The organism is Streptomyces sp. NPDC048291 (genome assembly GCF_043201715.1).
Taxonomy (GTDB): Bacteria; Actinomycetota; Actinomycetes; order Streptomycetales; family Streptomycetaceae; genus Streptomyces.
Window position 1 is genome coordinate 14,423 of record NZ_JBICZC010000003.1, and the last position, 12,274, is coordinate 26,696.

The 12,274-nt window shown below is 69.2% G+C and carries 11 protein-coding genes; 9 read left to right on the plus strand and 2 right to left on the minus strand.

All coding sequences use genetic code 11. From position 1 onward, the window contains the following. Positions 1 to 124 precede the first annotated feature (124 nt). From ACGF5O_RS07730 to ACGF5O_RS07745, 4 genes are read left to right on the plus strand one after another with little or no spacing between them, the layout of a single operon-like run. Positions 125 to 1,072, plus strand: coding sequence for a 3-hydroxyacyl-CoA dehydrogenase (locus ACGF5O_RS07730; RefSeq protein ID WP_393809008.1), 948 nt, complete (start codon positions 125 to 127; stop codon positions 1,070 to 1,072). Positions 1,073 to 1,125: 53 nt separating this feature from the next. Next, on the plus strand, positions 1,126 to 2,643 hold the full coding sequence (locus tag ACGF5O_RS07735) for a flavin-containing monooxygenase (RefSeq protein ID WP_393809009.1): 1,518 nt from the start codon (positions 1,126 to 1,128) through the stop codon (positions 2,641 to 2,643). Next, positions 2,640 to 3,527, plus strand: coding sequence for an alpha/beta fold hydrolase (locus ACGF5O_RS07740; RefSeq protein ID WP_393809010.1), 888 nt, complete (start codon positions 2,640 to 2,642; stop codon positions 3,525 to 3,527). The genes ACGF5O_RS07735 and ACGF5O_RS07740 overlap by 4 nt, the downstream gene beginning before the upstream one ends. 28 nt (positions 3,528 to 3,555) lie before the next feature. Beyond that, the gene (locus tag ACGF5O_RS07745; RefSeq protein ID WP_393809011.1) at positions 3,556 to 5,166 is read left to right on the plus strand and encodes a 4-coumarate--CoA ligase family protein; all 1,611 of its coding nucleotides are present in this window, start codon (positions 3,556 to 3,558) and stop codon (positions 5,164 to 5,166) included. Between the two features lie 49 nt (positions 5,167 to 5,215). Here ACGF5O_RS07745 and ACGF5O_RS07750 read toward each other — a convergent pair whose 3' ends face one another. Beyond that, positions 5,216 to 6,091, minus strand: a complete 876-nt coding sequence (locus ACGF5O_RS07750; protein WP_393809012.1) for a TIGR03620 family F420-dependent LLM class oxidoreductase — start codon at positions 6,089 to 6,091, stop codon at positions 5,216 to 5,218. 91 nt (positions 6,092 to 6,182) lie between these two features. Between ACGF5O_RS07750 and ACGF5O_RS07755 the strand changes: the two genes are divergently transcribed. The 4 genes from ACGF5O_RS07755 (at position 6,183) to ACGF5O_RS07770 (ending at position 10,550) form a co-directional block, all read left to right on the plus strand. After that, positions 6,183 to 6,755: a TetR/AcrR family transcriptional regulator gene (locus ACGF5O_RS07755; protein ID WP_393809013.1), complete on the plus strand. Its 573-nt coding sequence runs from the start codon at positions 6,183 to 6,185 to the stop codon at positions 6,753 to 6,755. 127 nt (positions 6,756 to 6,882) lie between these two features. Further along, complete coding sequence (locus ACGF5O_RS07760) at positions 6,883 to 7,899, plus strand: NADP-dependent oxidoreductase (protein WP_393809014.1); 1,017 nt, start codon at positions 6,883 to 6,885, stop codon at positions 7,897 to 7,899. 362 nt (positions 7,900 to 8,261) lie between these two features. After that, a complete protein-coding gene (locus ACGF5O_RS07765) occupies positions 8,262 to 8,960 on the plus strand; it encodes an SDR family oxidoreductase (protein WP_393809015.1) in 699 nt (232 codons plus the stop codon). A gap of 138 nt (positions 8,961 to 9,098) precedes the next feature. Then, positions 9,099 to 10,550, plus strand: coding sequence for a DHA2 family efflux MFS transporter permease subunit (locus ACGF5O_RS07770; RefSeq protein ID WP_393809016.1), 1,452 nt, complete (start codon positions 9,099 to 9,101; stop codon positions 10,548 to 10,550). 92 nt (positions 10,551 to 10,642) lie between these two features. Here the strand turns inward: ACGF5O_RS07770 and ACGF5O_RS07775 are convergent, their stop codons facing one another. Further along, positions 10,643 to 11,521 (minus strand): alpha/beta fold hydrolase, encoded by an 879-nt coding sequence (locus ACGF5O_RS07775; RefSeq protein ID WP_393809017.1) that lies wholly within the window; start codon positions 11,519 to 11,521, stop codon positions 10,643 to 10,645. A gap of 74 nt (positions 11,522 to 11,595) precedes the next feature. Here ACGF5O_RS07775 and ACGF5O_RS07780 point away from each other — a divergent pair, with 74 nt between their 5' ends. Next, positions 11,596 to 12,204: a CGNR zinc finger domain-containing protein gene (locus ACGF5O_RS07780; protein WP_393809018.1), complete on the plus strand. Its 609-nt coding sequence runs from the start codon at positions 11,596 to 11,598 to the stop codon at positions 12,202 to 12,204. Positions 12,205 to 12,274: the final 70 nt, after the last annotated feature.

Here is a 12,274-nt window from a genome sequence, read left to right on the forward strand (position 1 = left end):
GGCACGGAGCGAGTGCGCCAGACCGGGCCGATGTGACCGGCGAACCCTGCCGGCCCTCGTCTCCGTGGATCCGTGGACCCCAGCCGCATACGAACGGAACAGACCGGCCCGAAGAAGGAGAGTCATGTCCCGACTCGACAGAGTGACCGTCCTGGGATCCGGTGTGCTGGGCGGACAGATCGCCTGGCACAGCGCGTTCAAGGGCAAGAGCGTCACCGTGTACGACATCTCACCGGACGCCGTCGAGCGCTGCCGGGGTGTGCACCACCGGTACGCCGCCCTCTACCGGTCGGACGTCGGTGCCGACGACGCGGACATCGCCGCCACCCGGAACCGCCTGACGTACGGCACCGACCTGGCCGCCGCAGTCGCGCAGGCGGACCTGGTGATCGAGGCGGTACCGGAGATCCCCGCGGTCAAGACAGCCGTGTACGAGGAGATGGCCCAACTCCTGCCGCCCGACACCCTCGTCGCGACGAACTCCTCGACGTTCCTCCCCCGGGACTTCGCCCGGGCCACCGGTCGTCCGGCGAAGTTCTGCGCCCTGCACTTCTCCAACACCATCTGGGCGATGAACTTCGTCGAGATCATGGCGCACCCGGGCACGTCGCCACAGACTCTCACCGAAGTGACCGAGTTCGCCGTCGAGATCGGCATGCTGCCGATCCCCTTGCGCAAGGAACAGAACGGCTACGTCGTCAACACGTGGCTGGTTCCCTTCCTCAATGCCGCGCAGACGCTCGTGACCAACGGCGTCGCCACCCCCGAGGACGTGGACCGTACGTTCCTGTACACCGGTGCCAGGTTCGGGCCGATGGGCATGATGGACATGATCGGCATGAAGACGGTGTTCGACGTCCTCTCCCACTGGGGGAGGACGGGCGGCGATGCCCAGATGATCGCCAACGCCGACTACGTCAAGGAGAACTTCCTCGACCGCGGACGGCTGGGAGTGCAGACCGGCAGGGGCTACTACGACTACCCCGACCCGGCCTACCGGCGTCCCGGCTTCCTCGACGTCCCCGAGATCTCTGCCGTACCGAACCTCGTGTCCGTGTTCTCGCCTCGGTGAGCAGGTCATCTCCCGGCCGGTCACCGACCACCCACACATCGAAGGAAACCGACATGAGCGCAGCCGCAGAGGTGGCACGGAGATTCGACCACGTCGACGTGCTGATCGTCGGAGCGGGCATCTCCGGCATCGACCTGGCGTATCACCTGAAGAAGAAGCAGCCGGGGCGGACCTTCGTCATCGTCGACGGCCGTGACGCCATCGGCGGGACCTGGGACCTGTTCCGCTACCCGGGCATCCGGTCGGACGCCGACATGCAGAGCTTCGGTCTCGGGTTCAAGGCATGGACCAAGGACAACGCCATCGCCGACGCCCATGAGATCCTCGACTACCTGCACGAGGCGGTCACCGAGAACGGTCTCGACCAGCACCTGCGTCTGGGCCACAAGGTGCTCCGCGCGGACTTCTCCTCCGCCGAGACACGCTGGACCGTCACGCTCGAACGCACCAGTGACGGCGAGCAGTTCGACGTCACCTGCGGGGTGCTGTTCTCCGCCGCCGGCTACTACGACTACGCCGGCGGATACACCCCCCGTTTCGAAGGGCGCGAGGACTTCCGCGGCCCGGTCGTCCACCCGCAGCAGTGGCCGGAGGATCTGGACTACACCGGCAAGAAGGTCGTCGTCATCGGCAGCGGCGCCACCGCCGTGACGCTCCTGCCGTCGATGGCCGAGAGGGCGGGCCACGTCACGATGCTGCAGCGCTCGCCGTCGTACGTGCTGCCGGTCCCGCGCCGGGACCCGATCGCCAACACCCTGCGCCGACTTCTGCCCGACGCCACCGCGTACCGGATCAGCCGACGGCTCAACACCAGGCGCCAGGGCCTGATCCTCGCCCTCAGCCAACGCTACCCACGGCAGATGCGCCGTCTGATCCGCAAGCTCAACGCCCGTGCACTGCCCGAGGGTTACGCGGTCGACACCCACTTCAACCCCCGCTACAACCCGTGGGACCAGCGGTTGTGCGTGGTCCCGGACGCCGACATGTTCAAGGCGATCTCCAGTGGCGCAGCGTCCGTGGTCACCGATCACGTCGTGCGGTTCACCGAACACGGCATCCTTCTCAGGTCGGGTGCGGAGCTGGAGGCCGACGTCATCGTCACGGCCACCGGCCTGAACATGCTGCCCTTCGGCGGGATGGCCCTGCACGTCGACGGAGAGGCCGTCGCACTCAACGACCACTTCATCTACAAGTCCATGATGGTCAGCGGCGTGCCCAACTTCGCGTTCGCACTCGGCTACACCACCAACGCATGGACCCTCAAGGTCGACCTGGTCGTCGATCACCTGTGCCGGCTGCTCGCCCACATGGACCGCCACGGCTACGCCACCGTCACCCCGGTCGCCGACGACCCGTCACTCACCGGACGGCCGTTCCTCGACATGGACACGGCCTACATCAACCGCGCCATGCACCTGTTCCCGCAACAGGGCTCCCACGGCCCGTGGACGGTGAGCCAGGACTACGCACTGGACCGTGCCCGGCTGGGCGGCCCGGTCGAGGACCCCGCTCTGCACTTCACCGCCGCCGCGGTGGACGCGCGGCCGGCACCCAGGGAAGCGGCGGCATGAGCTCCCCCGCCTTCCTCTCCGTCGACGGTCGCCGTACCCGCGTCCGGACAGCGGGCGACCCGGCAAACCCGCCTGTGCTGATGCTGCACGGCATCGGCCGCAGTCTTGAGGACTGGGCCCCGCAGTACCCGCGTCTCGCACGAGGTCATCGGCTGATCGCCCTCGACCTTCCGGGCTTCGGGTTCTCCGCCCGCTCCCCCGAACGCACCACGCTGAAGGTCCTGGCAGGCGCGGTTGTCGAAACGCTCGACGCCCTCGGCGAGCAGCGGCCGCTGTTCGTGCTCGGCAACTCTCTCGGCGGCGCGGTCGCGCAGCAGCTGCTCGTCCTCGATCCGGCGCGGGTGGCCGGTCTGGTGCTGGTCAACAGCGCCGGCTTCGGCGCCGAAGTCGCGCTCCCGCTAAGGCTGCTGGCCGTACCGGGCCTCGGCCGCATCGCCACGCGCCGCACCACCCGGGCCGGCGCGAGGATGGCCGAACGCATGCTCTTCGCCGACCCGGGGTCGGCCACGAGGGAGCGGATCGAGCACGCCCTGGCCATCGCCCGCCGGCCCGACCTGGGCGCCGTGCTGCTGGAGACCGTGCGCGAGCTCGCCACGCCACGCGGCACCAGGCCCGGATGGCGTGCCGAGTTGACCGCCGCGGTCGCCGGGCATCCCCGCCCCACCCTGATCGTCTGGGGCGACCGTGATCGTGTCCTGCCCGCCCGCCACCTCGACTCCGCCCGTCATCTCCTCCCGCATGCCGAGACCCACCTGTTCACCGGGATCGGTCACATGCCGCAGATCGAATGCCCCGACGAGTTCGCCGCCCGCGTCCTGACGTTTCTCACCGACACGGAACGTGCCCTGGGCTCCCTCCCGCGGAACACCGCGACCACTCCCTGATCGCTGCACGAGTAACGGAGATCAATTCATGTTCGCCAGCCCGTTCCCCGACGTCGACATCCCCGAAGCGAGCGTCTTCGACTTCCTCTTCGCAGACGTCGACCAGGATGTCCTGGATCATGTCGCGCTCATCGACACCGTCGGTGGTGCGCAGACCACCTACGGGGAGTTGATCGAGCGGGTGAACGCGTCGGCGGGCTGGCTGGCCGCCCGCGGGATCGGCGCCGGGGACGTGGTGGGCCTTCTGGCGCCGAACTCGTCCCTGTTCGCCGTGGCGTTCCACGGCATTCTGCGGGCCGGAGCCACCGCGACCACGATCAACGCCTTGTTCACCGCCCAGGACATCGCCAAGCAGCTCACCGATGCGACCGCGACGATGCTGATCACCGTGAGCGCCTTGCTGCCGCAGGCGCGGGAGGCGGCACGCACGGTCGGGATCACACCGGAGAACCTGGTCGTCCTCGACGGCGACGGCGCTTCCGCCACAGGTCATCCGAACCTCGACGACCTGCTCGCCCCCGGCGCCCCGGCCCCGCAGGTCGACTTCGATCCCGCCACACACCTGGCGGTGCTGCCCTACAGCTCCGGAACCACCGGCAACCCCAAGGGCGTCATGCTCACCCACCGGAACCTGGTGGCCAACATGGCGCAGATCCGGCTGTTGTTCGCGATGAGGTCCGACGACAACGTCCTCGCGGTGCTGCCGTTCTTCCACATCTACGGCATGACCGTGCTGCTCAACGCCGCGTTGCAGGCACGCGCGACACTCGTCGTCATGCCCCGGTTCGATCTGACCGCGTTCCTGGACACCATCCAGGAACACCGGGCCACCTACGGCTACATCGCGCCGCCGGTCGCGGTGGCGCTGGCCAAGCATCCTCTGGTCGACGAGTACGACACGTCATCGCTACGCGTCCTTCTGTCCGGCGCCGCGCCGTTGGACGCCGAGCTCGGAGCCGCGGTGGCCGAGCGGTTGGACGTACGGGTGCTCCAGGGCTTCGGCATGAGTGAACTGAGCCCGGTCAGCCACGCGATGCCCGTGGACGGCGGCCAGGAACACTTCGGTGAGGTCGCGCCGCTGAGTTCCTGCGGGTGGCCCGTCGCCAACACGGTCAACAAGATCGTCGATCCGGCCGACGGCAACGAGGTCGCCTACCCCGCGGAAGGGCTGAGCGAGCCGGGCGAGTTGTGGGTCAAGGGCCCCAACGTGATGGTCGGCTACCTCGGCAACGAGGAGGCGACCTCCGCCACGATCGACACCGACGGCTTCCTGCACACCGGCGACCTCGCCCGGGTCGACCACGCCGGCCGGGTGTTCATCGTCGACCGGCTCAAGGAACTGATCAAGTACAAGGGCTACCAGGTGCCGCCCGCCGAACTGGAGGCCCTGCTGCTGACCCACCCGGCCATCATCGACGCCGCGGTCGTCGGGGTCACCGACGTCGACGGCGAGGAGATCCCCAAGGCCTTCGTCGTCCGCCGGTCCGACGCCGACCTCACGGGGGACGAGGTCATCGATTTCGTCGCGCGCCAGGTCGCCCCGCACAAGAAGGTCCGGCGCGTCGAGTTCATCGACGTCATCCCGAAGTCCGCGTCGGGCAAGATCCTCCGCAAGGATCTCCGCTCCCCGACCGCGTGACCCGCACGGCCGGGCAGCTCCGACGGATGACGGATCAGGCGCTGCCGCCTCAGGGCAGGAGCGCCTCGCCGAGCATGCGCCAGTACGGCACGGCGGACTCGCCCGGCTTGATCCCGATGACCTGCACGGCGACATGATCGGCGCCGGCCGTGACATGGCCGTGGAGCTTCTCGACGACGGTGTCGAGGTCGCCCCAGAACACTAGGTCGTCGACGATGCGGTCGCTGCCGTCGGCGATCTCCTGCTCCGTGTATCCCAGTCGACGGAACTTCGCGATGTTGTAGGGCGAGTTCAGATAGATGTGCAGATGCTCACGCGCGATCGCTCGCGCCTTGTCGGGGTCGGACTCGAACAGCACCGCGTGCTCGACGCCGAGGAACGTGTCCGGCCCGAGGATCTCGCGTGCCTGGGCGGTGTGGGCCACGTTGACGTGATAGGTCTGCGCGCCGCCGGTGCGTCGGCCGGCCAGTTCGAGCATCTTGGGTCCGTAGGCGGCCATGATGCGGCGCATCGGGGTCCTCGGCAGAGGGTTGGGCGTCTGGAGCGCGTCCATCTCGTCGAGATAGGCGGTCATGGCGGCCAGGGGCTTGGTCCCCGGCCCCTGCCCGCCGCCGAATCCCAGCCCGAGCACATGCCGGTCGGGGTAGGCGTCGGCCAGCAGCAGACCGGCACCGTAGGCCCACCGGGCTCCGCGTGACCAGATCTGCGCGATGCCGTTCACGACGCGCAACCGCTCCGTGGAGGAGAGCAGGTAGCCGGCGTGCGTGAACGCGTCCCGTCCGAGGAGTTCGGGAATCCACAACGCCTGCCAGCCCTGCTCTTCCAGCTCCAGGACCGATGCGCGGACCTGCGCGGCCGGCTGGACCTCGAAGTCGAAGGTGTAGATCCCGAACTTCCCGAGATCCAGACCGTCAATGCTGCCCATGAACATCTCCCAGTGGTGGATTACAGACATCGGACAGACAGGTCTGTCTTTCCCTTGCCCGCAGACAGACCTGTCTGTTAACTTACACGCCATGAGCACCGCAATCGAGCGACGCCCGGCCAGGGAGCGCATCCTCGACACCGCTCGCGAGCTGTTCTACGCGCACGGCATCCACGCTGTGGGTGTGGACCGGCTGATCGCCGAGTCGGGGGTCGCCAAGGCCACGCTGTACAAGCAGTTCCCCAGCAAGGACGACGTGGTCGCCGCCTACCTGAGGCAGATGGACGACAGCTGGCGGCGCCAGTTGCGTTCGGCGGCACTGGCGGCCGGGGACGACCCGCGCGAGCAGCTCTTCGGTCTCTTCGTCGCCATGGAACAAGCGGCGCGAGCAGGATCATTGGGCTGCGCGTTCATCAACGCGGCGGCCGAGTACCAGCCCGGCAGCACCGCGCACGCCATCACCGCCGAGCACAAGGCCGCGGTCCGCGCCTGGGTGCGCGACCTGGCCGCCGCAGCCGGCGCCACGGACCCCGACACACTCGCATACCAGCTCACTCTGCTCATCGACGGCACACTGGCGGCGACACGCGTCGAGCATGCCGACGTCGCCGCCGAGGCCGCCAAACGAGCGGCGCGCCTCCTGCTCGACTGCGCCTGCCCATAGAGCCATTCCCCTCGTCGGCCCTGCACTGACCGAGGACCAATATAGACAGACCTTTCTGTCTGCCAGACAGACCTTTCTGTCTGGCAGGTAAAGCACTACGCACACCCACTGAAGGGACTTGACCCACATGTCCGAGCAGATCCTGCCCACCACCGCACACGCATGGCACCTGGACGTCCGCCCCGCGGGCCGGCCGGAGGCGTCCGGCTTCTCGCTCCGCGAGGTGGAACTCCCCACGCCCGGCCCCGGACAGCTCCTGGTCGCCAACGAGTACCTCTCGGTCGACCCCTACATGCGCGGCCGGATGAGCGACAAGAAGTCCTACATCGAGCCGTACGAGGTGGGCGCACCCATGGACGGCCCCGCGGTCGGCCGCGTCCTGGTCTCCAACGCCGAGGGCTTCGCGCCCGGCGACCATGTGGTGCACGTCCTCGGCTGGCGTGACTACGCGGTCGTCGACGCGGCGACCGCCCAGAAGGTGGACCCGGATCTGGCACCGCTCACCGCCTACCTGGGCGTGCTCGGTGTCACCGGCATCACCGCGTACATCGGACTGACCCGTTTCGCGAAGGTCAATGAGGGTGACACGGTCTTCGTCTCCGGCGCCGCGGGAGCGGTCGGCAGCGTGGCCGGCCAGATCGCGAAGCTGCAGGGTGCCGGACGGGTGATCGGCAGCGCGGGATCCGAGGAGAAGGTCAAGCTACTGGTCGAGGAGTACGGCTTCGACGCCGCGTTCAACTACAAGAACGGGCCGGTCGCCGAGCAGCTGGCACAGGCAGCACCCGACGGCATCGACGTCTTCTTCGACAACGTCGGAGGCGAGCACCTGGAGGCGGCGATCGGCGCCCTCAAACTGCACGCGAGGATCGTCCTGTCCGGCATGGTCTCCCAGTACAACGACGAGAAGGTCGTGGGGCCACGCAACCTGTGGAACCTGTCCGTGACACGTTCGGACATCCTGTCGTTCATGGTCACCGAGGAACTGGACCTCCAGCCCGACTTCGTCCGCGACGTCGGCGGCTGGCTCGCCCAGGGCAAGCTCCACTACCGCGAAACCGTGAAGGAGGGCCTCGACAACGCCCTCGACGCCTTCCTCGCGATGATGCAGGGCGCGAACATCGGAAAGATGATCGTCAAGCTCTGAGCCCACCCGCGTCAGACCGCGCGAGGGGCCTGCCGTCCGCACGGCAGGCCCCTCGCGCGTTGAGTGGCGGCCCCGGTCGCGATGGGACCCGGAGGCGGAGTGCGTCACAACCACCCGTACCGGTTGTGATCAGCCACCTCCGGCACTTAGTATTATGATCATAATTCCAAGTCGCGAGTCCTCATCGCTGATGACTCGACCGGCCGCCCCCTCGGACAGGCCACGCCACCGGCCGGATTCTTCTTCCGACCCTCGCCCGCGTTGCCCGGTGACCGCCCCGGACGCCCGAGGCTCGGTCGACCCGCTCAGCACGCCTTCAACGCCCCCACTCCTCCATTCCTCTACTCCGCCAGGAACTTCCCATGGACCTCACCACCAGCACCGCTCTGGTCACCGGAGCCAACCGCGGCTTCGGCCGGGCCCTCGCTGCCGAGTTGCTCAGCCGCGGCGCCACCGTCTACGCCGCCGCCCGCAACCCCGACCAGGTCGACCTGCCCGGCGCCAGACCGATCGCACTCGACATCACGGACCCCGCCTCCGTCGCCGCCGCCGCCGAGGCCACCGGCGACGTGACCGTCCTGATCAACAACGCGGGGTCCGCCACCGGTGCCGACCTGCTGGCATCCGACCCGGATGACATCCGGCTGGAGATGGACACTCACTGTTTCGGCACCCTCTCGGTGGTCCGGAACTTCGCACCCCAGATCGCGGCCAACGGCGGTGGGGCGATCCTGAACGTCCTGTCCGGCCTGTCCTGGGTCAGCTTCCCGGAGATCGGCGCCTACTGCGTCGCCAAGTCCGCGGAGTGGGCGCTCACCAACGCCCTGCGCCTGCAACTCGCCGACCAGGGCATCCGCGTGGCCGGCCTGCACGTCGGCTACATGGACACCGACATGGTCCGGGACGTCGACGCGGCCAAGTCCGACCCCGCCGACATCGCCCGGATCGCCGTCGACGGCATCTCCGCCGGCGCCTACGAGATCCTCGCGGACAACGCCGCCCGCCAGGCGCAGGCCGCCCTGTCCGGCGGCGTCTCCGCGCTGTATCCGCAGCTTCCCTGAGGGCTCGCCGTCCGGGACCACCCTGGAATCCGCACCGGCCCGGTGGTTACCGGCGCCCGGTGTCACATGCCGCGTCCCCGCGTACCGGTGCCCAGATCCACTGATCAATCGTCAAGTACATCCGTCAAGGGAAACGTTATGCACGAGCACCGCAAGCCACCGGCTCGGCGCGGCAGCGCCGTCTGGGCCGTGGTCATCACCAGCATGGCCGGATTCATCACCGCACTCGACAACCTGATCGTCACCACCGCTCTCCCCTCCATCCGCAAGGACCTCGGTGGTGGCCTCGAAGACCTCGAATGGACCGTGAGCGCCTACACCCTCACCTTCGCGGTCCTGCTCATGTTCGGTGCCTCCCTCGGCGACCGCTTCGGCCGCCGAAGACTGTTCGCCACAGGACTGGCGATCTTCACCGCGGCCTCGGCTGCGGCCGCACTCGCCCCCGGGATGGGCGAACTGATCGCCGCCCGCGCGGCGCAGGGCGTCGGAGCCGCGATCGTGACGCCTCTGACGCTCACCCTGCTGGCGGCGGCCGTGCCCGCCGAACGGCGCGGCGTGGCCTTCGGCGTCTGGGGAGCGGCCAGCGGCATCGCCGTGGCCACCGGACCGCTCATCGGCGGGACGCTCACCGAACACCTCTCCTGGCAGTGGATCTTCTGGGTGAACGTTCCGCTCGGCCTGGCGCTGATTCCGCTGGCCCTGCTGCAGTTGGGCGAAAGCCACGGCCCGCACCCGAGCCTCGATCTCGTCGGCACGGTCCTGGTGAGCCTCGGCCTGTTCGGCATCGTCTACGCCCTGGTACGCGGCAACGCCGACGGCTGGACCAGCACCCCGGTGCTGGGCGGTTTCTTCGCGGGTACGGCCCTGCTCATCGGCTTCGTCCTCTACGAACTGCGCGCCAGGCACCCGATGCTGCCGATGCGCCTGTTCCGGCACCGCTCCTTCAGTGCCATCAACGCCGCCAGCCTGCTGATGTTCCTGGGGATGTTCGGGGCGATCTTCCTGCTCAGCCAGTACCTGCAGACGGTCGGCGGCTACTCGCCGATGGAAGCCGGCGTACGGATGCTGCCCTGGACCGCCATGCCCATGATCGCCGGGCCGCTGGCGGGGGCACTGTCCGACCGGATCGGCGGCGCGCCCGTCGTCACGGTGGGCATGGCCCTGAACGCCGTCGGCCTCGGACTCTGGGCGCTGGCCGTCGAGCCGCAGGTGTCGTACACCTCGCTGTTGCCGGCACTGATCGTCTGCGGAACCGGCATGGGCATGTTCTTCGCGCCCAGCGCGAACCTCGTCATGAGCACGGTGCGCCCGGAGGAACAGGGCATCGCCTCCGGTGCCAACAACGCGATCCGCGAGGTCGGCGGCGCCATCGGTGTCGCTTCGCTGGCGGCGGTCTTCTCCGCCCAGGGCGGCTACGGATCCGCCTCGCTCTTCGTGGACGGGCTCCGGCCGGCACTCTGGGTCGGGGCCGGTGCGGTCGGCCTGGCGGCGGCCGTGGCCTTGCTCATGTCCCGCGACCGCACGGTCGACGGCCCGGCCGCGGGCCTCGCCGCGGGGGACGCTCCGGCCGGCGCCCCGGTCGCGACCTGAGGCCCGCACGGAGGGGCGCGTCCCAGCCGGTTGCGACTGGGACGCGCCCCTCTGCCGTATCCCGCTGCCGGGCTCGTCGCCGGCCGCGGACATCACAGCGCGGTCGAAACCCCGCCGGCGAGGAAGGGCCGCAACCGAGCCAGCAGTGCCTCCGGCTGCTCCTCCGGTATGAAGTGGCCGCATTCCGGAATCTCCGCACCGGTGACGTCGTCCGCGTACGCGCGCCAGATCTCCAGCGTCGGCAGCCGGGAGGGCAGTCCGTTCGAACCCCAGAGCGCGAGTACCGGCATGGCGAGGCGACGGCCCTCGGCGGCATCCAGGTCGTCGAGGGCGACGTCCTGCTCCATGGCACGGTAGTCGTCGAAACTCGCCCGCATGGCGCCCGGGCGGGAGAAGGCACGGACATATGCGTCGACCGCTTCGGGTGTCAGGCCGTGGCGGTTGTAGGTCCACCGCTCGAAGAAGTACTCGAGATACCCGCGGATGTCGGGCCCCACTAGACGCTCGGGCAGATCGGGCTGCATCTGGAACAGCCAGTGCCAGTACCCGGAGGCAAGCGAGGCGTCCAGTCGGCGGAACATCTCCCGGGTGGGCACGATGTCAAGTACCGCCAGCCGTTCCACCTGCTCCGGGCGGTCCAGCGCCCAGCGGTGTCCCACCCGGGCGCCGCGGTCGTGGCCCACGACCGCGGCCTTCTCGAAGCCGAGCGCGTCCACGAGGCCCGCCATGTCAGCGGCCATCCGCCGCTTGTCGTAACCGGTCGTGGGCTTGTCGCTGAGGCCGTAGCCACGAAGGTCGGGTGCCACGACGGTGTGGTCGGCGGCGAGATCCGCCAGCACGGGCCGCCAGCAGTCGGAGGTCTGCGGCCAGCCATGGAGCAGCACGAGCAGAGGGCCGGATCCCGCTCGGAGGTAGTGCAGGCGGACCCCGTCCACCTGTGCCACGCCGGTCGTCGCTGTCGGCTGTCCCATGGATGTGCCTCCTCGATGCCCGCCAACCACCACTAACCCCCTTAGAGGGTTAAGCTAACGTGCAGAATGGAGGCGTGGCAACAGACGACGACATGTGGATCTGGGACGGCGGACGGGCCTGTCTGGACTTCGTCAACACCCTGCGCAGCCGCTGGCGTACCACGCCTGTGGAAACGCTCCGCAGTTCGGGCGACCTCACCCTCTGGCTCCAGAAGGCCGGCCTGCTCGCACCCGGCGTCCAGGCCCCCGCCGCAGCGGCGGCCCTGGCGACCGGACGGCGACTGCGTGAGGCGGTCGACCGGGCCGCACTCGCGGTCGCGGACGGCCTGTTGCCCTCATCGGCCGACATCGCACTGCTCAACGTGTCAGCAGCTGTAGCCCCTCACCCCGCCCCGCAGATCGTCCTCACGGACGGACACCTGACGCGCGCCGGCACCGCGAGCCTCGCCGCCGACCCCGCGGCGGCCCTGGCTCTCGTCGCCCAGGACGCCGTCGAACTGCTTCTGTCCGCCGAGATCCGGCGGGTGCGCGTCTGCGGCTCGGACACCTGCGCCCTGCGCTTCGTGGACCGATCCCCGGCCCACAACCGCCGCTGGTGCTCCATGTCCCGCTGCGGGAACCGCGCAAAGGTCCGCCTCCACCAGGCCCGGGCCCGGCGGGGCGAGCCCGCCCCGGAAGGCTGAGCCCCTCACGCGAGACCGGAGAAAGGCTCGCGTCGGTCAACTGACGCGAGCCTCTCCCAGCCCGCCCAAC